General features: G+C 43.6%; 20 protein-coding genes. 3 read left to right on the top strand and 17 right to left on the bottom strand.

All coding sequences use genetic code 11. The features are described from left to right. Positions 1-63: 63 nt before the first annotated feature. From K1I56_RS03700 to K1I56_RS03645, 12 genes are all read right to left on the bottom strand, one after another. Positions 64-417: a hypothetical protein gene (locus tag K1I56_RS03700; protein ID WP_049487504.1), complete on the bottom strand. Its 354-nt coding sequence runs from the start codon at positions 415-417 to the stop codon at positions 64-66. A 340-nt stretch (positions 418-757) separates the two neighbouring features. Next, positions 758-913, bottom strand: coding sequence for a hypothetical protein (locus K1I56_RS03695; protein WP_004219735.1), 156 nt, complete (start codon positions 911-913; stop codon positions 758-760). Between the two features lie 103 nt (positions 914-1016). Further along, on the bottom strand, positions 1017-1292 hold the full coding sequence (locus K1I56_RS03690; protein ID WP_003006038.1) for an HU family DNA-binding protein: 276 nt from the start codon (positions 1290-1292) through the stop codon (positions 1017-1019). Positions 1293-1402: 110 nt separating this feature from the next. Beyond that, positions 1403-2236, bottom strand: coding sequence for a DegV family protein (locus tag K1I56_RS03685; protein WP_223325292.1), 834 nt, complete (start codon positions 2234-2236; stop codon positions 1403-1405). A gap of 89 nt (positions 2237-2325) precedes the next feature. After that, a complete protein-coding gene (locus K1I56_RS03680) occupies positions 2326-3054 on the bottom strand; it encodes a metallophosphoesterase (RefSeq protein WP_223325291.1) in 729 nt (242 codons plus the stop codon). 20 nt (positions 3055-3074) lie between these two features. Then, complete coding sequence (gene recN / locus K1I56_RS03675; protein ID WP_201089307.1) at positions 3075-4733, bottom strand: DNA repair protein RecN; 1659 nt, start codon at positions 4731-4733, stop codon at positions 3075-3077. Between the two features lie 6 nt (positions 4734-4739). Next, entirely contained in the window at positions 4740-5174 is a 435-nt protein-coding gene (locus K1I56_RS03670; protein ID WP_003006022.1) for an arginine repressor, read from the bottom strand. Further along, entirely contained in the window at positions 5164-5982 is an 819-nt protein-coding gene (locus K1I56_RS03665; protein WP_223325290.1) for a TlyA family RNA methyltransferase, read from the bottom strand. Before K1I56_RS03665 ends, K1I56_RS03670 begins: the two co-directional genes overlap by 11 nt. Next, the gene (locus K1I56_RS03660; RefSeq protein ID WP_223325289.1) at positions 5975-6850 is read right to left on the bottom strand and encodes a polyprenyl synthetase family protein; all 876 of its coding nucleotides are present in this window, start codon (positions 6848-6850) and stop codon (positions 5975-5977) included. The genes K1I56_RS03665 and K1I56_RS03660 overlap by 8 nt, the downstream gene beginning before the upstream one ends. Next, the gene (locus tag K1I56_RS03655; RefSeq protein WP_003006013.1) at positions 6847-7059 is read right to left on the bottom strand and encodes an exodeoxyribonuclease VII small subunit; all 213 of its coding nucleotides are present in this window, start codon (positions 7057-7059) and stop codon (positions 6847-6849) included. The genes K1I56_RS03660 and K1I56_RS03655 overlap by 4 nt, the downstream gene beginning before the upstream one ends. Further along, positions 7037-8377 carry an exodeoxyribonuclease VII large subunit gene (gene xseA, locus K1I56_RS03650; protein WP_223325288.1) on the bottom strand — a complete coding sequence of 447 codons (1341 nt, stop codon included), beginning with the start codon at positions 8375-8377 and terminating at the stop codon, positions 7037-7039. The genes K1I56_RS03655 and xseA overlap by 23 nt, the downstream gene beginning before the upstream one ends. A gap of 152 nt (positions 8378-8529) precedes the next feature. Next, on the bottom strand, positions 8530-9414 hold the full coding sequence (locus K1I56_RS03645) for a LysR family transcriptional regulator (RefSeq protein ID WP_223325287.1): 885 nt from the start codon (positions 9412-9414) through the stop codon (positions 8530-8532). 172 nt (positions 9415-9586) lie between these two features. Here K1I56_RS03645 and K1I56_RS03640 point away from each other — a divergent pair, with 172 nt between their 5' ends. Beyond that, complete coding sequence (locus tag K1I56_RS03640; protein ID WP_223325286.1) at positions 9587-11209, top strand: malolactic enzyme; 1623 nt, start codon at positions 9587-9589, stop codon at positions 11207-11209. A 21-nt stretch (positions 11210-11230) separates the two neighbouring features. After that, positions 11231-12505, top strand: a complete 1275-nt coding sequence (locus tag K1I56_RS03635; protein ID WP_223325285.1) for a 2-hydroxycarboxylate transporter family protein — start codon at positions 11231-11233, stop codon at positions 12503-12505. A 57-nt stretch (positions 12506-12562) separates the two neighbouring features. Here the strand turns inward: K1I56_RS03635 and K1I56_RS03630 are convergent, their stop codons facing one another. From K1I56_RS03630 to K1I56_RS03610, 5 genes are all read right to left on the bottom strand, one after another. Further along, entirely contained in the window at positions 12563-14017 is a 1455-nt protein-coding gene (locus K1I56_RS03630) for a glycoside hydrolase family 32 protein (RefSeq protein ID WP_223325284.1), read from the bottom strand. Between the two features lie 9 nt (positions 14018-14026). After that, positions 14027-14902 (bottom strand): NAD(P)H-hydrate dehydratase, encoded by an 876-nt coding sequence (locus tag K1I56_RS03625; RefSeq protein WP_223325283.1) that lies wholly within the window; start codon positions 14900-14902, stop codon positions 14027-14029. A 52-nt stretch (positions 14903-14954) separates the two neighbouring features. After that, complete coding sequence (locus tag K1I56_RS03620) at positions 14955-15728, bottom strand: HAD-IIB family hydrolase (protein WP_223325282.1); 774 nt, start codon at positions 15726-15728, stop codon at positions 14955-14957. A gap of 13 nt (positions 15729-15741) precedes the next feature. After that, positions 15742-16596 carry a bifunctional methylenetetrahydrofolate dehydrogenase/methenyltetrahydrofolate cyclohydrolase gene (locus tag K1I56_RS03615; protein WP_049522594.1) on the bottom strand — a complete coding sequence of 285 codons (855 nt, stop codon included), beginning with the start codon at positions 16594-16596 and terminating at the stop codon, positions 15742-15744. Positions 16597-16761: 165 nt separating this feature from the next. After that, on the bottom strand, positions 16762-16992 hold the full coding sequence (locus tag K1I56_RS03610) for a DUF1797 family protein (RefSeq protein ID WP_003005989.1): 231 nt from the start codon (positions 16990-16992) through the stop codon (positions 16762-16764). Positions 16993-17240: 248 nt separating this feature from the next. On the opposite strand from K1I56_RS03610, the gene K1I56_RS03605 reads away from it, so the two are divergent. Further along, positions 17241-19499: an ATP-dependent Clp protease ATP-binding subunit gene (locus K1I56_RS03605; RefSeq protein WP_049498371.1), complete on the top strand. Its 2259-nt coding sequence runs from the start codon at positions 17241-17243 to the stop codon at positions 19497-19499. Positions 19500-19593 lie beyond the last annotated feature (94 nt).

The raw sequence follows: 19593 nt of genomic DNA, 5'->3' as shown, positions 1-19593 counted from the left end.
TATGTCCAGTGGACATTGATTCACGTATCTAAATACGACTTTTTATCTTAAAAATGAAACTAATTAATTAGTTTTAAATTTTTTAAGAGAACCGAGGAATAATGAACCACCAATCAATACGATGATACCACCAATCCATCCTAAGAATGGGATAATCGCAACAGATCCACCTACAATCAGTAGCACTGAAGGAGCAACACCCACTCGCTCATCACCCTTGTAATAAACAATTGCAATAATTCCTAATACTAGATTTGCAATTTTCAAAGCATTTAATAAAAGAATTGATCCAGCAGTTGCATCTGAACTAGCTGTAGCAGCTGCAGTACCAAGAATAAAGAATGGCCCAACTAATAGTAAAATACCACCAACTAAACCTACAATTCCGCTAAAAAGTGCCAAAGTTTTTGTTTTCATCTTACTTTTCTCCTATTTTATACATTTAGAACTAACAAAATTCTATTGATTATATAATATATGTCCTACATGGTTACCAGAATATCCTACATATACAAGTATTAATTTGAACTTTTCCAAATTACATATAGTAATACAGACAACCACTATAAACTTTTCTTAATTGCTCCCTTTCCTAATTTAATTTCATGCTCCACAGTATTATACTATGGTTGCTAAAAAAAAAAAGTATTTTTTGAAATTAATTATTATTTAGTGAAATTTTTTATAAAAAAAGAATTAAGCATCAAACTTAATTCTACTATGCAAGGTAAAATTTAATAAATCTCTCTCACTACTCTCAGCCGATCCAACTGGTCATCCAGCGTACGGTTCCTAGGATCATCTTAACCACGAGGATCATAAAGCAAAATTCCAGTACGAACCACAGCCCTTTCAATAGATACAAAATAGGTCGGATAAACAACAAGGCAAAGAGGCCTAAAATGAATCGCATGGTCTTTTCTCTCTCCTTCTTTTTTCCTATTATACCCTTATCCTATAGAGCTGTCCAACAAAAAAACCATCCTAGAAATCTAGGATGGCTTTTCAAAATGCAATTATTTAACTGCTTCTTTAAGAGCTTTACCAGCTTTGAATGCTGGAACTTTAGAAGCTGCGATTTTGATTTCTTTACCAGTTTGTGGGTTGCGACCTTTACGAGCTGCACGTTCACGAACTTCGAAGTTACCGAAACCGATCAATTGAACTTTTTCACCTTTTGAAAGGTATTCTGAAACTGCTGCGAATACAGCATCAACAGCTGCTGCTGAATCTTTTTTAGTCAATTCTGTAGCTTCTGCCACTTTTGCGATCAAATCTTGTTTGTTAGCCATTTAACAAATCCTCCAAATTTTTTTAGGCTTTACGCCTTAACAGTACTATAATATCTAAAAAAAGCCTTTAGGTCAAGTACTAAACCTGTTTTTTCAAACATTTATTCAGCTTATTCGTAGCGCACCAAAACTGCAAATGCATTCTCACCTGTATGGGTTTGAATAATCGATCCAGTTTCGAGAACTGGGATAGCATTTTCAACGAACGATTGCAACTGAGCCTTCATTTCATTGGCCCACTCTGGTGCCCCTGCGTAAGAAATCCCGATCTCAGCCACCTTACTATGGGAAAGTTTCTCTACCAATTCATCCAACCATTTCTTAAAGGTCTTGTTTCCACGTCCCTTGACGATTGGTTCCAACTGATGGTCCTTCATTTGCATCACCACACGGATGTTAAGAAGCGAGCTCAAAAGTCCGGTAACACGGCCAATCCGACCACCTTTAACTAGATTTTCCAAGGTAGATACGCCGATATACAACTCTGTCTTTTCTTTGACTTCTTCAATACGAGCTAAAACGGTGTCTAGATCTGCTCCTTCTTTAGCCAACTTAGCTGCTTCAACCACTTGGAACTTCATGGCTTGGTCTGTAAAGCCACTATCAATCACAGTTACTTCTGCCCCTGACAAGGTTGCCCCTTGGCGAGCTGCCTCTACGGTTCCTGACAAGGCATGAGACATATGAATCGAAACGATATGAGCTCCGTCTGCTGCTAACTTTTCATACACCTCCGCAAAGACTCCAACGGGTGGTTGGCTGGTCTTTGGAAGATTTTTGCTAGACTGCATTAAGCGCAAGAAGTCCCCTTCGCCCAACTCACTGTCGGAATAAAGGACTCCATCCACCATAACAGAAAGTGGCACAATGGTGATGCCATATTCTTCAACCACTTCAGGCTCAATTGTAATAGATGAGTCTGTAACTATTTTAATATTTGCCATATATTTCTATACTCTTCCTAAGAATGTTCTGCTTTCATTATATCAAAAAACACAGGGTTTTGCAGTGAAAGATATCCATTCCTGCCTCCTCAATCGTCTGCGGCAGAAAAACCTGTATTGTGAAGGACATGGTCATGGACAATGCCTTGATCATCCAAGAGCAATCCATGGAGGACTCCACCAAAGACAGCACCCCCATCGACACCCATCTTCTGATCTGAAATCCAAAGATTTTCGGTGCCGACTGGCTCATTGAGCAGTCCATAGACCGGTGTATGGCCAAAGACGATCCATTTGCCTGTATGATTCTCCGCTTCATGGAATGGTTTTCGGATCCAGACCTTTTGGTAATCACTGGTTTCTCGCCAATTTTCAAGGGTTAGATCCACACCAGCGTGGACAAAATAATAGGTCTCTGTCTCGTAGTCAAAAGGCAAACTACGGATGAAAGCCACCAAGTCAGGAACGGCGTTTTCTACTGCTTGCGCATCCGCAATCCCATCTACAGGAGCATCGAGTGGCCGGCCTAACAGAGAGTTGATGGTCGTATCGCCACCATTTCTTCGGTAGTGGTCATAACGCTCTTCTGGATTGTCCAACCAGGCTAAAAACATGTACTCGTGATTCCCGGAAAGGCAAACAGCTCCGTGATGGTCTACGTAGTCTTTTACGATTTCAATCGATCGTTTGCTGTTTTCGCCTCGATCTATCAAATCCCCTAAAAAGACCAATTGGGCTTTTCCATCCCACTCTGTCATGAGCTCTTCTAGCATTTGTGCTTTTCCGTGAATATCTCCGACTACAAAGTATCTTGACATTATTTCAAACCTTCTTTCTCTTAACGCTTGAGAAGTTGCTCTGCTTGTTGACGGGCAGCTTCCGTTAGATCCTCTCCTGCCAGCATCTTGGCAATTTCTTCGATTCGTTCTTCTCTATTGAGCAAACGCACAGTAGAGACAGTTGAGTGTTCATCACTGATTTTCTCAATATAGAATTGATAATCTGCTGCAGCGATGACTTGAGGCAGGTGAGAAATGGCAAGCACTTGGCCATTTTGACCAATCTTATGAATTTTCGCTGCAATCGCTTGGGCCACGCGCCCAGAGACCCCTGTATCCACCTCGTCAAAGACGATACTGGTTTTTCCTTCTTTTCGAGAAAAAGCAGACTTAATGGCCAACATCAAGCGTGACAATTCTCCGCCGGATGCTACCTTGACAAGGGGTTTAAAATCCTCACCTGGGTTGGTCGAAATGTAAAATTCGACAGCTTCATTTCCCTCACGATTAAACTTAGCCTTGCTAAAACGTACTTGAAAACGCGCCTTGTCCATGTAGAGATCTGCCAATTCTTGCTGGATTTCATTTTCCAAAGCTTGGGCCAGGGCATGCCGCTGATCACTCAAATCTTGAGCCAAGGTGACCAAACTTTTTTCCAAACGTTTGAGTTCTTTTTCCAAGTCCTCAGACGAGAGGTCACTTCCAGTGAGGAGGCTATATTCTTTGGTGATTTGCGCCAGGTATTCTAAGACGTCCTTGACTTGGCCACCATACTTGCGCGTGATGGAGTGGATCAAATCTAAACGTGATTCCACCTGCATGAGGCGATTGCCATCAAACTCTAGACCATCGACCACATCTTCTAAGCGCTTGGTAATATCCTCAAGGGCATAAAAGGTTTCTGATAACTGGCTTGAGAGCTCTTTGTAGCTGGGATCATATTCTTCGATGCTTTCCAGATCATTCATGGCTGAGCGCACATTGGAGAGGCTCGAAAACTCTTCTGCATCCAGCATGGTATAGGCATTGGTTAGGGTATCAGCAATCATCTTGTGATTAAGCAGGCGTTGGCGTTCTTGCTCCAGACGCAGGTCCTCATCCACTTCCAAGGCAGCTGCCTCAATCTCTGCGATTTGAAACTCCAACATCTCGATACGAGCCTTGTTTTCCTGCTGGTTGCGCTGGAGTTCCACCACTTGTTTGCGCAGGCGTTTGTAGTCTTCGAAGGTCTGACGATAAGCATCTTTAGTTTGGAAAAAGGCTGCATCCCCAAATTCATCCAGCATAGCGATATGCAATTGGGGCCGCATCAGTTCTTCCTGATCATGCTGGCCATGGATATCCACCAAGTGTTGGCCGACTGCCTTTAAGACAGACAAATTCACCATCTGACCATTGATCCGGCTGACACTTCGTCCATTTTGCAAGATCTCTCGGCGAATGATCAATTCATCAGTCCACTCTAGCCCTTGCTCTTCAAAGAGAGTCGTCAAGTGGCGATTGCTCTCAACGGTGAAGAGCCCTTCGATTTCTGCTTTTGGGGCTCCGTGTCGAATGACATCGGTCGTTGCGCGGCTTCCCAGCATCATGTTCATGGCATCGATAATGATGGATTTCCCTGCACCTGTTTCCCCTGTCAGTACCGTCATTCCCTTTTCAAAATTTAAGGAAATCTCTTCGATAATGGCAAAGTTCTTAATCGAAATTTCTAATAGCATAGGCTCTTACCACCCAAAGATTGATTTGAGGATATTCTCTGCTTCTGGTGCGGAATAAGCAATCAACAAGATCGTATCATCATCTGCAACAATACTAAAGATATGCTCCTTATAAATCTCCCGCAAGCGACGTTTGACTAAAGGAGCAGTCCCTGGAACCATGGTAAAATTGACATATTCTCCCATGCGACGATGAGATAAAATATTGCTTTCGATCATCCCGATCCCTTGGTGATGCTTACGTGGCAATTCATAGACATATGTCATGTCTTTCAGAGGGCGTTTTACGATGCCCAATTCTTTGATATCCCGTGACACTGTCGCTTGGGTTGCTGAGATGCCTTCTTCTTTCAAATGTTCGACGATCTCTTCTTGCGTCCCCACTTCATGATCGCGAATGAAGCGGCGAATTTTTTCTAATCTGATATTCTTACTCTTCATGTTTAAATTCCTTGTGTGCCAGCTCCACAACAGCCTCCAGCTGCTCTGTAGTTGGCTTTGTTTTCTCTTCTTTTTTTTCTAGATACATCAAAAATTCGATGTTGCCATGGCCTCCTTGGATAGGGGAATAATCCACTCCCATTACCGCAAAGCCATGTGTCCCTGCAAATGTAGCGACCTTTTCAAGAACGGCTAAATGAATCTTAGGATCCTTAATGATCCCATTTTTCCCGATCTGTTCGCGTCCTGCCTCAAACTGAGGTTTCACCAAGGCCACGACTTGTCCATTATCTGCCAAAATCCGGTGAAGGGCTGGCAGAATCAAGTCCAAGGAAATAAAGCTGACGTCGATACTCGCAAAGCTCGGTGTCGCTTCAAAATCATCTGGCTCGGCATAGCGGAAATTGAACTGTTCCATCGAGACCACTCGAGGATCATTGCGCAATTTCCAGGCCAACTGATTGGTCCCGACATCCACTGAAAAGACCTGGCTGGCTCCATTTTGCAGCATGACATCGGTAAAGCCACCTGTAGAAGCCCCAATATCAATCGCAATTTTACCCTCTACAGACAAACCAAATTGGTTCAGGGCTTTTTCTAATTTAAGACCGCCCCGGCTGACATATTTGAGCTTTTCGCCCTTTAATTTCAACTCGGTTGCTTCATCGATTTTTTCACCCGGTTTATCGAAGCGCTCACCATTGATAACGGCAACGACAAGACCTGCCATCACCCCTCTTTTGGCTTGTTCGCGGGTATCAAATAGGCCTTGTTTATAGGCTAATACATCCACTCTTTCCTTAGCCATCTATTCGTAATCCTTCTATTAATTTCTTGATCGCTTGCGGATCAAAGTCGCAAGCAGCTGTAATCTGATCCAACAAGTCCTCGCAAGCATCTAATTCGCTTGTCAGCAAAGCTTTTGATTCTTCCAATCCCAACAGGGCTGGATAGGTCGATTTTTCTGCTACTAGGTCCTTTTGAGGGGTCTTGCCCAGAGCCTCAAAATCAGCGACCAAATCCAAAATATCATCCCTCACTTGAAAAGCCAGGCCTAATTTTTTCCCGATTTGTTCTAAGAGCCAACCAATGTCTGCTTGCAAGTCTAAAATCAAACCTGCTGCGATGAAAGGATAGGCAAGGAGGCGTCCTGTCTTATTGGCATGGATGGTCTGCAACTCTGCTAGTGTGAGCTGTTTGTGCTCCCCTTCCATATCAAGGACTTGGCCAGCTACCATTCCACGACTACCGGAAGCATCTGACAATTCAAGAATCAAAGCGACCTTGACCGCATTAGGAAGGGCACTCGCAGCTATCATCCCAAAAGGATCGAGAAAAAGCGCATCCCCCGCTAAAATCGCCAGGTCTTCTCCGAATTTCTTATGATTGGTCAATTGCCCCCGACGGTAATCATCATTGTCCATGGCAGGCAGATCATCGTGAATAAGGCTTCCTGTATGGATCATCTCCAAAGCCCCTGCCACTTGAAAGTGAGCCTCTGTCAATTCCTGCCCAAAGGCCTCTAACAATTCTAGAAGGAGCAAGGGGCGCAGTCGTTTTCCACCTGCCTGGATCGAATAAAGGACCGACTCCACTAAATGGAGAGCAACGGATTTTTCCTCATAAAAAGAGCGAACTGCTTGCTCTACTCTATTTCGTTTTTCTTCTTGTCTCATGCTAGATCCGCTTCAGTACCATCTGCTTGCATGACCTTGACCAAGGTTTTCTCTGCTTGATCCAAGGTATCTTGCAATTCTTTTGACAACTTCATTCCTTTTTGGAATTCTGTGATGGCTTCTTCTAGAGCCACATCACCACTCTCCAATTTTTGGACGATAGCTTCCAAATCTGCTAAGTTTTCTTCAAATTTCTTTTCTTTCGACATGTTTTACCTCTACTTCTAACTGGCCATCTCTCATGATGAGTGATAGCGGGTCCCCTTCTGTTACTTTTGCAACCGAATCTAGTACCTGATCCCCTTCCTTAACCATGGCATAGCCACGCGCAATAATCCGACTGGTATCGAGCATCAAGAGGGCTTCTGATAAGCCTTGTACCTTGATCTTTTGCTCTTTTAGGACTTGTTCCATTCGGTTGGTTAAGATTCTCTTATCTTGGAGCAGGCGGTCTTGGTAGCGCTCGATGCGATGCAAAGGAGACATGGCCTCTAGGCGATGACGCAGGCCTTGCAGCTGATTGGCCCCTTGTCCATAAGCATCACGTATTCCTTGTTTCAAGCGCAATTGCAACTGGTCAATCTTTTGCAGGTAGCCATCATAGAGTCTTTCAGGCTGTCTAAAAATAACCGATTGACTTAATTTGGCCAAGCGTTCACGATTATAGGCCAAGCGATTGTACATAGCTGTTGCCATACGATTTTCCTGCTTTTGTAAATGGGACAAGAGATCCAACTTCGTTACTGGAGTGGCCAATTCAGCGGCGGCTGTCGGAGTAGCGGCTCGACGGTCTGCTACAAAATCGGCTAGAGTCGTATCTGTCTCATGTCCAACACTGGAGATAATCGGAATCCGCGATTCAAAAATGGCTCGCACCACTGCTTCTTCATTAAAGGCCCAGAGATCTTCAATTGAACCACCCCCACGACCGATAATCAAGACATCCAAATCATCCCGTTGGTTAGCCCTTTGAATATTAGCAACCACCTCACTAGATGCGCCGTCACCCTGAACCTTGGTCGGGTAGAGCACAATCTCAACACCAGGGAAGCGTCGGCTCACCGTTGTGATAATATCGCGAATCACGGCCCCACTTTGACTGGTGATAACCCCGATCTTTCTTGGAAATTGTGGCAGAGCTTGCTTCCACCGGTCCTGAAAGAGCCCTTCTTCAGTCAACTTTTTCTTGAGTTGCTCAAATTGGATGGCCAAGGCCCCTACCCCATCTGGCTCAGCCTTTTCGATAACAATGGAATAACTCCCACTTGGCTCATAGAGCTGAATACGACCGATGACGTTGATCTTCATGCCTTCTTCTAGCTCAAAACCAAAGCTTCGATAAATCCCAGCCCAGACCGTCGCCTGAATAACCGCTTTTTCATCCTTTAATGAAAAATACTGGTGGTTGGGGCGTTTTCGGAAATTGGAGACCTGCCCTGTCAGATAAACCCTTTCCAAATAGGGATCCTTATCAAATTTTAATTTCAAATATTTGGTCAAACTTGATACGGATAAATAGTTGGACATAGGAACTCCTTTCTGCAGAATATGATCAAGTTTAATTATACCAAAAAACACCAAAAAAGGCTGGCAGACAAAGCGAAATCATGAATTTCCTTTCTCTACAAGCCTCATTTTATTCAAGACACTTTCTATTTGTCTGTTCGACACCAGCTTCCTTATTTTTCACACTTCTCTAACCGTTCAATAAAGGAGCTAAGAAGTGCTTGGGGTTCCCCTTCATTTGGATAGGCATAGCTAATATAGAAGACTGTTTTTTCCTCTTCAACCAGCGGAATTTTGACAAGATTTGGATATTCTGGAAAGAGAGTCAGATCGGTCATTAGACCAATTCCCAAATTTTCTTCGATGAAACTCAAGACCAAGTTGGAATCGGTCAAGACAACAGTAGACTTGGCCAAATCATCAAAGCGAGCATTCAAGCGTTTAAAAGCCGTCATGTGGACATGATGCTCATCTAACAGAATGAAGGTCTCCTCTAACACCTCTTTAAAAGAAATTTCCTTGCGATCTGCTAGTGGATGATCCTTTGAAACAATCACAAAAAATTCTTTTTTATACAGAAGCTGACTGGTCAAATGCGCGTGCGAAATGGGCTCTAAGCTTCCCAATAGACTAAAATCTAAATCTCCACGCACCAATAATCGCATCAAATCCCTGGAACCTAGTTGCACCAATTGCGATTGACGAAAAATCTCAAGTTCTTCATCATGCGTCCCAAATTTTTTCATGATATCGCTAGTGATCAAAGGCGGTAGTCCAATGCGCAACAGATTCTTTTTACTTCGTTCAACAGCTTTTTCCGTCTTTTCGATTTCGATTAAAACCTCTCGCGCGTGATTGGCTAAAACCTTCCCTGGCTGAGTTAGGTGCAAGACACGATTAGAAGACGATTTTTCTACCAACTGACAAGCATAGTGGTCCTCTAAACGCTTGATGGCATAGGTCACAGTCGGTTGACTCACTTGAAAATAATGCGCCACGTCTGTATAAGACTTTAATTTCGACAGTTGATAAAAATATTCCAAGTCTCGGATATTCATCTCTATCCCTCTATTTCTACAATTTCCATTTCCTTCATTCTAACACAAAACTCTTACTTATAAAATTTTTTTATAAGGACAAGGGAAGTTGACTATAAGAATTACCGAAGACTATAATGGCTTACGTGAGAAAAAATCTTACAGATAAATTATTTATGAGGAGTATTTCGCAATGAAATCACATGAAATTTTAAACAATCCTTTCTTAAATAAAGGAACTGCTTTCACAATGGAAGAACGTAAAGAACTTGGCCTGATCGGTCTTCTTCCTCCATATGTTCAAACCATCGAAGAACAAGCTGAACAAGCTTACCAACATTTCTTGCGCAAACCATCAGACCTTGAAAAACGTCTTTTCTTGATGGAAATTTTCAATACAAACCGTACTCTTTTCTACTACCTCTTCAACCAACACATCGTTGAGTTCAACCCAATCGTCTATGATCCAGTGATCGCAGACACCATTGAACAATATTCTGAACTCTTTGTAAACCCACAATATGCCGCTTACCTTGATATTAACCACCCAGAAAATATCGAAGAAACATTGAAAAATGCAGCTGGCGATCGCGATATCCGCTTGATCGTTGCAACTGACGCAGAAGGAATCCTTGGTATCGGTGACTGGGGTGTCCAAGGGGTTGATATCTCTGTCGGAAAACTCATGGTCTACACTGCAGCAGCCGGAATTGATCCAGCTTGCGTTATGCCTCTTGTCATCGATGCTGGTACCAACCGTGAAGAATTGTTGAACAATCCAATGTATCTGGGGAACCGTCATGAACGTGTTCGTGGTGAAAAATACGATGCCTTTATCGATCAATTCGTTCAAACAGCTGGAAAACTTTTCCCTAAATTGTACCTTCACTGGGAAGACTTCGGTCGTTCAAATGCGGCTGATATCTTGAACCGTTACAAGAAAGAAATCCCAACTTTCAACGATGATATTCAAGGAACTGGGATCGTTGTCTTGGGTGGTATCTTTGGAGCGATGGATATCACTGGTGAAAAATTGACAGACCAAGTTTACCTTTGCTATGGTGGTGGTTCTGCTGGTGCTGGTATTGCAGACCGTGTTCACGCTGAAATGGTGGCCGAAGGACTCTCTCCAGAAGAAGCTTACAAACGTTTCTTCATGATCGATAAACAAGGTCTTTTGTTTGACGATATGGAAGATTTGACGCCAGCTCAAAAACCATTTGCTAAAAAACGTTCTGACTTCGAAGGTAAAGGCGATATGACCAATCTTCTTGAAGTGATCAAAACAGTAAAACCAACGATCTTGGTCGGAACTTCTACAAACCCAGGTGCCTTCACCAAAGAAGTGGTTGAAGCCATGTGTGAAAACACTGAACGCCCAGTTATCTTCCCAATTTCTAACCCAACCAAGAAATTGGAAGCAACAGCCCAACAAGTCATCGAATGGTCAGACGGTAAAGCCTTTGTCGCTACCGGTGTTCCTTCAGGAACCATCAGCTACAAAGGTGTGGACTATGAAATCGGTCAAGCCAATAACGCTTTGATCTACCCAGGTCTTGGTCTTGGTATGTTAGCATCTGAAGCCAAATTGTTGACAGATGAAATGATTGGGGCAGCAGCTCACTCATTGTCAGGTATTGTCAATCCAGGTCAACCAGGTGCGCCAGTCCTTCCACCATTCCAATATGTAGCTGACGTGTCTATCAAGGTGGCTGAAGCTGTTGCCAAGAAAGCTCAAGAACAAGGGCTTGCACAAGCCAAAGAAACAGATATGGCAAAAGCTGTACGTGACCTTAAATGGTATCCAAAATACTAATAAGGAGCTGACTGAACAACCATGAAAAAATTGAATGAAATCAACATTTCCGGTGTCAGTCTCCCTCTATATGCATTCATCGTCATCGTTCTCGCGGTGACGATTGCTATGGGGAAACTCCCACTCAATATGCTTGGACTAACCCTCCTTTTGGTCGTCATGGGGCACCTTCTCTACTTTATCGGTGAGAAACTTCCAATCATGAATTCTTACCTAGGTGGAGGATCCGTCTTCACCTTACTAGGAGCTACTCTTCTAGCGACCTTCCATGTTATTCCAGCAAATATTATCACAGCCACCAAGGGCTTTTTGGGAGATTCCTTTGGCTTTCTGGATTTTTATATCGCAGCCTTGATTTGTGGGGCTATTCTAGGGATGAATCGCAATCTCTTGGTAAAAGCTTCCGCTCGCTTTATTCCTGTTTCCTTGGTCACCATGGTCATTGGGGCTCTCTCTGTTGGGATCATTGGAAGCCTTTTGGGACAAGGATTTGGACATTCGATTCTCTATGTTTCATTCCCACAAATGGTCGGAGGAATGGGAGCTGGAATCCTGCCTCTTTCAAAGATATACGCTGCTAATCTCCATGGAAGCCAAGCAGCCATCTTCTCTCAATTGGCACCCGCTACCACACTTGGTAATATCCTTGCCATCATTGGAGCTGTTTTGATCGTCAAAATCTTTGCAGATAGTCCTTACAATGGTCACGGTGTCTTGATTCCGATCAATAAAGATGAATTGAAGAAAGAAAAACTCACACTTGATCCGACCCAAATCGGAGTTGGGATGATGTTTGCCTTTAGTATTTTTCTTCTCGGGGTCATCTGCAATGCCTTTGTTCCAAAAATCCACAGTTATGCCTTCATGATTATCATCGTCTTTATCCTGAAAGCTTTCAATACTGTCCCAAAACCTTTGGAAAACTGTGTGGTCATGTTCAACCAAGTCATTATGACCAACCTCACCCATGCAGTCCTAGCTGGGATCGGTCTTTCCTTGATTGACCTTTCAACTCTAGCTAAGGCGATGACCTGGCAATTCATTCTCCTAAGCTTGACCTCTGTTCTAGCTATGGGGCTTGCTTCTGCTTTGATCGGAAAACTGGTTGGATTGTATCCAGTCGAGACTGCTATCGGATCTGGTATGATCAATAACTCCATGGGAGGAACCGGAAATATCGCTGTTCTGTCCGCATCTGATCGTATGGAAATGATCGCTTTTGCCCAAATGGCCAACCGACTGAGCGGAGCTATCATCCTCATTCTCGGAGGGCTCCTCGCTTCTGTCCTCTCTTAAAGAATAAAAGACAAGTCACAAGACTTGTCTTTTATTCTTTAGGAGGCTATTGATTTCCTATTTTTGATAGGTTTTTACGACCCAATCGACCCCTTCATCTGCCGTGAGAATATAGACGGGATTCTCAGTCGTTTCATAAAAGGTCATCGAGAGAGTTTTACCATCCACGAATACTTCAATTGAGTTGGTATCGCGAATGATCGAAAAATGATGATCTTTTTCAGCGTCCAACTGAATCCATCTCGATTGAAATGCTGGATTTTCTTTTCCAGAAATGGGGTGCCCAAATTGGTCTCGACTTAAGCTAAATCGTTTTTGAGAGGCGTCATAAACCAATTGCAAGACACTATCAGGATCAGTTTCATCGCCATAACCAAGGATAAAGGAGCGACCCGGTTTGGTATCTAGCTCAAACAAGGTTTGTTTCCCTCTAGCTGAGATAATGATTTGATTGCCCTGAACAATGGTTTCTGACGCATGCTCTACAAGAAAGTGTTCTTTCACTGACTCAGGTAACTCCTGAACCAATCGTCCGTCTTTCAAGGACAATTTTCTTGGAAGAGTCATACTACCTGCCCACCCATGAGCTAAATCATGACTGGGGATAGACCGGTGCCACATTTGCATCCAGGCAACCATGTATCGTTCGCCATTTGGTCCTTGACAAGTTTGAGGGGCATAGAAATCCAAACCGCCATCCATTTCATCATAGGAATCGACACGAAAGTCCCCCGTTTCCCAATTCATGTCACCGATAAAGGCAACCGTCGAATTTAAGTTCCAGTATTTTTCTTGCTGCCTTTCCATTTCAATGGGAGACAGGATCAAGACCCATTTGCCATCTAAAGGGAAGAAATCAGGACACTCCCACATAATTCCTTGCCCTTTTTCACCTTTTAAAAGAACTGATGTAAAAGTCCAATCTACTAGATTACTTGATGCAAATAGGAGAATTTGACCTCTGTCATCCGGTGTCTTAGAAGCAACGACAGCGTAATAGCTTCCTTGGTATTCAAATACTTTAGGATCACGAAAATCTGCAATATCTGCGATCCCCTCAATATGTTGAGCATGGATCACTGGATTAGTAGGCAACTTTTCAAAGGTAATGCCGTCTGTCGACACCGCAAGACACTGAGTCTCCTCGCGCTTTTCCTCATCGTCTACATGACCCGTATACAGCAAATAGAGCTTGTCATCTTCCACGATAGCACTACCCGAGAAACAACCATCCTTATCATAGCTTTCACTTGGTGCTAAAGCTACTGGCAGTTCTTCCCAATGGAGAAGATCTTTTGATTTGGCATGCCCCCAATGCATGGGACCCCAAACACTATCATAGGGATAGAATTGGTAAAACAAATGGTATTCCCCACGGAAATAAACAAAGCCATTTGGATCGTTCATCCAGCCGATTGGAGGTAACAAATGAAATGCTCCTCGATATTGCTGGTTGACCTTCTCCCTGTTTTCATCGATATACTGATTTGCTTTCCGAATGCTTTCCTTCATCTTTTTTACCTATTTTCTATTTTCAGTGCTGGCAACCTGGTCTTGGTCACTCCATTTCTTCATCCATTTTGGGATTTCTTGGCTGATGGTTGTCGGTAGAACCACATAAGCCTCCTTGCTCAAGTCTTCAGCAATCGCTGAATGAAGGTAGGTCGCGACTGCCACGCGCTCATAGAGTCCAACCTGTGGAAATTGACCTGCAAACCCCGCGATCATCCCTGCCAAGGTATCTCCCATGCCACCTGTTGCTTGGTAGGGACCACCAACATCTAGCTGATAGCCCTCTTCCTTCCCACTTGACCATATGCGCGTGTGAGGCCCCTTTTCTACTATGACAGTCCCTTCAGGAAAGTTCTGTACTGCTCTTTGGCTCCTCTCTTCTGTCTGGCTTGCTAGATCAAGTCCCGATAGTTTTTCCCATTCTTTTTGATGAGGGGTAAAGACCAACTGAGCTTCTGGCAAGTCAAATTGAGAGGTTGCAAAAAGACTAATAGCACCTCCATCTAAAATCAGAACCTGATGCCTAGAGACCTGCTCAAAAATCATTTGTAAGACTCCTTGGTTTTCATTAGATTCCTTTAAGCCCGGCCCTACTAAAATCACGCTAGCTTTTTGCACTTGCTCACAAAGGAGTTCATGATCCGCTAGATCAAAGCCCATGGCTTCAGGAAGATGGCTATGAAGGGCCGTCAGATTGTCAGGATCTGTTGCAACAGTGACCAAGCCCGCTCCACTGTGAACCGCAGCGATCGCTGCCATAATGATAGCTCCCCCATAGGGATAGGTTCCTCCAATCAGGAGCAGACGACCAAAATCTCCCTTATATGACGTCATTGGGCGCTTTACAATGACGCGCTGGATCTCTTCTTTCTGAACTCTTTTCATACCTTCCTCATTTCTAGCGAAAAAGGAGAAGCCACGACTCCCCCTCCTTCTTTTATTTTCCTCTAAATTCTGCAAAGACTTGCAAGATCTTAGCAGCAACAGCTTGTGGATGATTTTGCTTGGCCACTAATTGATCATCAGCGTAAGGCCGAAGGGATGGAAAATCGCCAATTTGAACTGCATAAATAGCTTTTTCAAAGAGCTCAATATCGTTTTGATCATTACCAAAAGCCACGAAATTTTCTCCACAGAGTTCTTCGACTGTTGTCGCTTTATGAGTGTTTGCTGGATTGAGATAGATGCATTTTTCATGCGCATGATAGCGGATATGGGCCTTATCTGTCTTTTCGATCCGCTCGATGATCTCATCCACGAGCTCCTCATGGCCACCCATATAGATCACGACCTTAATCGGATCTGTCAGCTCCTCTAACGAACGATACTGGGCTTTCTTGAGGGGATCTACATTAGCAACAAAAGGAATCTTTTCCAAAATCTGTCCGCTATAATCAAAGGTATCATCCACAAAAAATGGTAGATTGTAATGGCGACAAAAGCCAAGGACTTCTCGATACACATCCTTGTCCAATTGTTCCTCATACACTAATTGTCCCTGACGATAGGCCAATCCACCATTTAAGCCAATCACGAGTTGCTGACTCAATGGGTCCCCTAAAAGCCCCAAGCAATCCCGATAAGAACGTGCAGAAGCAAAGGCAACTTCATGGCCAAATTCTTCTGCCCTCAATAAGACCTGTTTGATTTCATCATCGATTGTGACACCATCGAATGACAGGGTTCCATCTAAATCAAATACAAACTTCATCTTGTTCACTCTTTCATTTTTTTAAGGCACGAACAGCTGCTTCGTAGGTCTGCTCCATCAGCATGGTGACAGTCATAGGCCCAACCCCTCCTGGTACCGGGGTAATATGACTGGCCAAAGGTGCAACAGAGTCAAAATCGACATCCCCACACAATTTGCCATTCTCATCGCGATTCATTCCGACGTCAATAACAACGGCGCCTTCTTTCACGAAGTCTGCTGTTACAAATTTCGCACGACCGATCGCAACAACCAAGATATCTGCTCTTCTAGCAATTTTAGGCAGATGATGGGTCCGGGAATGGGTCAAGGTTACCGTCGCATTTTTGGCGAGGAGCAACTGCGCCATTGGTTTTCCAACGATATTGGAACGACCAATCACGACTGCTCGCTTCCCTTCTAGATCAATCCCGTACTCTTTGAACATCTCCATGATACCAGCGGGAGTCGATGGCACCATAATCGGATTTCCAGCCCACAAGCGTCCCATATTCAATGGATGAAAGCCATCCACATCTTTTGTCGGATCAATGGCTAAAAGGACTGCATCCGCATCGATATGCTTAGGCAGTGGCAACTGCACTAAAATCCCATGCCAAAGGGGATCTTGATTGTAGTGTTCGATCACTTCTAATAATTCAGCTTGGCTGATGCTTTCAGGAAGTCGTCTCACTTCACTCCGAAAGCCTGCCGCAATAGCAGAACGCTCTTTATTTCTTACATAGATTTTGCTGGCTGGATTATCTCCTACCACGATGACAACGAGACCAGGCACAACCCCTGTCTCTTCTTTTAATCGTGCTGTTTTCTTCGCAATCTCACCCTGTAATTTTGTAGCGAGCGCCTTCCCATCAATGAGTGTCGTCATATCAATTCTCTTTCTAGTCAAGTAATGAAAATAGTCCTCTCTATTATAGCAGATTTCCACTCTCAAACCTAACTGTTCCTAATTAGAATTTCTTATAGACGAAAACTATAGCCAGATGGACAAAAAATGAGCTTGAGACCACCCCAAACTCATCCACACAGCTGCTTAGTAAAGCAATTCATAAATTTCCATTGCAATTAAATCAATGCTATCAAATGTATAGGTTTCACGCGCTTCAACATCACGAAGTGTAAAGGTTGAACCTTCTTCTTCATTGTGGTTGTATGCTACTTCAGCGACAACAACACCGTCACGTTCAAAATTACGTTTCAAGTTTCCACCGTCTTTTGTCATCGTCTCCAAACGGTTGATAATCCGTACTAAATGTGATTCCATTTTATTTCTCCTCTTTACTTTCTACTCTCCTATTTTATCATAAAAGAGAAAGCTCTTCCAATAAAAATTCACATTTTTCCATTGATTTGCTCTCTTCTTTAATCCTTAGCGACATTCCGTAGTAAATTCTTGCAAACTTCTAGAATACTGATATAATGAAACTATAAATCTTTGACTATTTTTGACCTTTTAAAAATAGGCTCGTCTCTTGATGGGAAACCATCAAAAACCTACTGTGAGGTATGTATATGCTTTGTCAAAATTGTAAAATAAATGAATCAACCATCCATTTATATACAAATGTAAATGGACGTCAGCAGCAAGTAGACCTCTGTCAAAATTGCTATAAAATTATGAAAACAGACCCAAATAACAGCTTCTTGAAAGGCATGACCCAACGGAGCCAACTGACTGGAGATCCTTTTGAAGATTTCTTCAATAACCTTGGAAACTTCCAAAGTCCGCAAGAACCTCAAACCCCTCCAACTCAATCCGGAGGCAGTTATGGAGGTGGCGGCTACGGCCAAAACAATAACCGTGGTGGTGGTCAAGACCCTCGTCAAGCACGCCCTCAAAAGCCAAAAGGTCTTTTAGAAGAGTTCGGCATCAATGTCACAGAGATTGCCCGCAAAGGGGATATTGACCCTGTCATTGGCCGTGATGAGGAGATTATCCGTGTCATCGAAATCCTCAACCGTCGAACCAAGAACAATCCGGTTCTGATTGGAGAGCCTGGGGTCGGAAAAACTGCCGTAGTGGAAGGCCTGGCTCAAAAAATCGTCGATGGCGACGTTCCACATAAATTGCAAGGAAAAGAAGTCATCCGACTAGACGTCGTCAGCCTCGTTCAGGGCACAGGCATCCGTGGTCAATTCGAAGAACGCATGCAAAAATTAATGGATGAAATTCGTCAACGTGAAGATGTTATTCTGTTCATCGACGAAATCCATGAAATTGTTGGCGCAGGATCTGCTGGTGAGGGCAATATGGACGCTGGAAATATCCTCAAACCAGCCTTGGCGCGTGGAGAACTCCAATTAGTTGGGGCTACTACCCTCAATGAATACCGTATCATTGAAAAAGATGCGGCCTTGGAACGTCGGATGCAGCCCGTTAAGGTCGATGAACCAACGGTTGAAGAAACCATCACCATCCTCAAGGGTATCCAGAAAAAATACGAAGACTACCACCACGTCCACTATACAGACGGGGCCATCGAAGCGGCAGCTATTCTTTCAAACCGCTATATCCAAGATCGCTTCCTGCCAGACAAGGCCATTGATTTGTTGGATGAAGCGGGATCTAAGATGAACCTGACCCTAAACTTCGTGGATCCCAAAGTGATCGACCAGCGCTTGATTGAAGCGGAAAACCTCAAAGCTCAAGCGACGCGCGAAGAAGACTTTGAAAAAGCAGCCTACTTCCGCGACCAAATCGCGAAATACAAGGAAATGCAAGGTCAACATGTCACCGATCAGGAAACCCCTGTCATCAGTGAAAAAACTATTGAACACATCGTTGAACAAAAGACCAATATTCCTGTTGGTGATTTGAAAGAAAAAGAACAGTCTCAATTGATCAATCTGGCTTCTGATTTGAAAGCTCATGTGATCGGTCAAGATGATGCAGTAGATAAAATCGCGAAAGCCATTCGACGCAATCGTGTCGGCCTAGGATCTCCAAATCGACCAATCGGAAGCTTCCTCTTTGTCGGACCAACCGGTGTCGGAAAGACCGAATTGTCTAAACAATTGGCGATCGAGCTCTTTGGCTCTGCAGACAATATGATCCGCTTTGATATGAGCGAATACATGGAAAAACATAGCGTAGCGAAACTAGTCGGAGCTCCTCCGGGCTATGTTGGCTACGATGAAGCCGGACAACTAACAGAAAAGGTACGTCGCAATCCTTACTCCCTCGTGTTATTGGATGAAGTGGAAAAAGCCCATCCAGATGTCATGCACATGTTCTTGCAAGTCTTGGATGATGGCCGTTTGACAGATGGTCAAGGTCGTACCGTCAGCTTTAAAGATACTATTATCATCATGACCTCTAATGCTGGAACCGGCAAAGCTGAGGCCAATGTTGGTTTTGGAGCTGCTCGCGAAGGTCGAACCAACTCTGTACTTGGAGAACTCGGTAACTTCTTTAGCCCTGAATTCATGAACCGTTTTGATGGCATCATTGAATTCCAACCTCTATCAAAAGAAAACCTTCTTCAAATCGTTACCCTCATGCTCGATGAGGTCAATCAACGTCTCGCACAAAATGAGATTCATCTGGATGTGACAGAGAAGGTCAAAGAAAAATTGGTCGATCTGGGTTACGATCCAAAAATGGGGGCCCGCCCACTCCGTCGTACCATCCAAGACCATATCGAAGATGCTATTACCGATTATTACCTGGAACATCCAAGTGAGAAACAACTCAAAGCAGTCATGACCAGTAATGGGAATATTAGTATCAAAGCTGTTCACAAGACGGCTGAAAAGAAGTCAGAAGCATAATCAGTAAATGTACATTCAGAGAGTGGGACAGAAATCGGTAATTCGTTAGAATTCGATTTCGTCGTCCCACCTCCGCACAGTTGAGTAGGGCTGT

Origin of the sequence: Streptococcus parasanguinis (assembly GCF_019929185.1) — a bacterium.
In the GTDB taxonomy this organism is placed as follows: domain Bacteria; phylum Bacillota; class Bacilli; order Lactobacillales; family Streptococcaceae; genus Streptococcus; species Streptococcus parasanguinis_O.
The sequence above is the reverse complement of the archived record's forward strand: the minus strand, read 5'-3'. Positions and strand labels throughout refer to the sequence as shown.

Excerpts from the sequence above, each read along its gene's own strand:
- K1I56_RS03700 (WP_049487504.1), bottom strand. The coding sequence starts at position 417 with ATGAAAACAAAAACTTTGGCACTTTTTAGCGGAATTGTAGGTTTAGTT.
- K1I56_RS03695 (WP_004219735.1), bottom strand. The coding sequence starts at position 913 with ATGCGATTCATTTTAGGCCTCTTTGCCTTGTTGTTTATCCGACCTATT.
- K1I56_RS03690 (WP_003006038.1), bottom strand. The coding sequence starts at position 1,292 with ATGGCTAACAAACAAGATTTGATCGCAAAAGTGGCAGAAGCTACAGAA.
- K1I56_RS03685 (WP_223325292.1), bottom strand. The coding sequence starts at position 2,236 with ATGGCAAATATTAAAATAGTTACAGACTCATCTATTACAATTGAGCCT.
- K1I56_RS03680 (WP_223325291.1), bottom strand. The coding sequence starts at position 3,054 with ATGTCAAGATACTTTGTAGTCGGAGATATTCACGGAAAAGCACAAATG.
- recN (WP_201089307.1), bottom strand. The coding sequence starts at position 4,733 with ATGCTATTAGAAATTTCGATTAAGAACTTTGCCATTATCGAAGAGATT.
- K1I56_RS03670 (WP_003006022.1), bottom strand. The coding sequence starts at position 5,174 with ATGAAGAGTAAGAATATCAGATTAGAAAAAATTCGCCGCTTCATTCGC.
- K1I56_RS03665 (WP_223325290.1), bottom strand. The coding sequence starts at position 5,982 with ATGGCTAAGGAAAGAGTGGATGTATTAGCCTATAAACAAGGCCTATTT.
- K1I56_RS03660 (WP_223325289.1), bottom strand. The coding sequence starts at position 6,850 with ATGAGACAAGAAGAAAAACGAAATAGAGTAGAGCAAGCAGTTCGCTCT.
- K1I56_RS03655 (WP_003006013.1), bottom strand. The coding sequence starts at position 7,059 with ATGTCGAAAGAAAAGAAATTTGAAGAAAACTTAGCAGATTTGGAAGCT.
- xseA (WP_223325288.1), bottom strand. The coding sequence starts at position 8,377 with ATGTCCAACTATTTATCCGTATCAAGTTTGACCAAATATTTGAAATTA.
- K1I56_RS03645 (WP_223325287.1), bottom strand. The coding sequence starts at position 9,414 with ATGAATATCCGAGACTTGGAATATTTTTATCAACTGTCGAAATTAAAG.
- K1I56_RS03640 (WP_223325286.1), top strand. The coding sequence starts at position 9,587 with ATGAAATCACATGAAATTTTAAACAATCCTTTCTTAAATAAAGGAACT.
- K1I56_RS03635 (WP_223325285.1), top strand. The coding sequence starts at position 11,231 with ATGAAAAAATTGAATGAAATCAACATTTCCGGTGTCAGTCTCCCTCTA.
- K1I56_RS03630 (WP_223325284.1), bottom strand. The coding sequence starts at position 14,017 with ATGAAGGAAAGCATTCGGAAAGCAAATCAGTATATCGATGAAAACAGG.
- K1I56_RS03625 (WP_223325283.1), bottom strand. The coding sequence starts at position 14,902 with ATGAAAAGAGTTCAGAAAGAAGAGATCCAGCGCGTCATTGTAAAGCGC.
- K1I56_RS03620 (WP_223325282.1), bottom strand. The coding sequence starts at position 15,728 with ATGAAGTTTGTATTTGATTTAGATGGAACCCTGTCATTCGATGGTGTC.
- K1I56_RS03615 (WP_049522594.1), bottom strand. The coding sequence starts at position 16,596 with ATGACGACACTCATTGATGGGAAGGCGCTCGCTACAAAATTACAGGGT.
- K1I56_RS03610 (WP_003005989.1), bottom strand. The coding sequence starts at position 16,992 with ATGGAATCACATTTAGTACGGATTATCAACCGTTTGGAGACGATGACA.
- K1I56_RS03605 (WP_049498371.1), top strand. The coding sequence starts at position 17,241 with ATGCTTTGTCAAAATTGTAAAATAAATGAATCAACCATCCATTTATAT.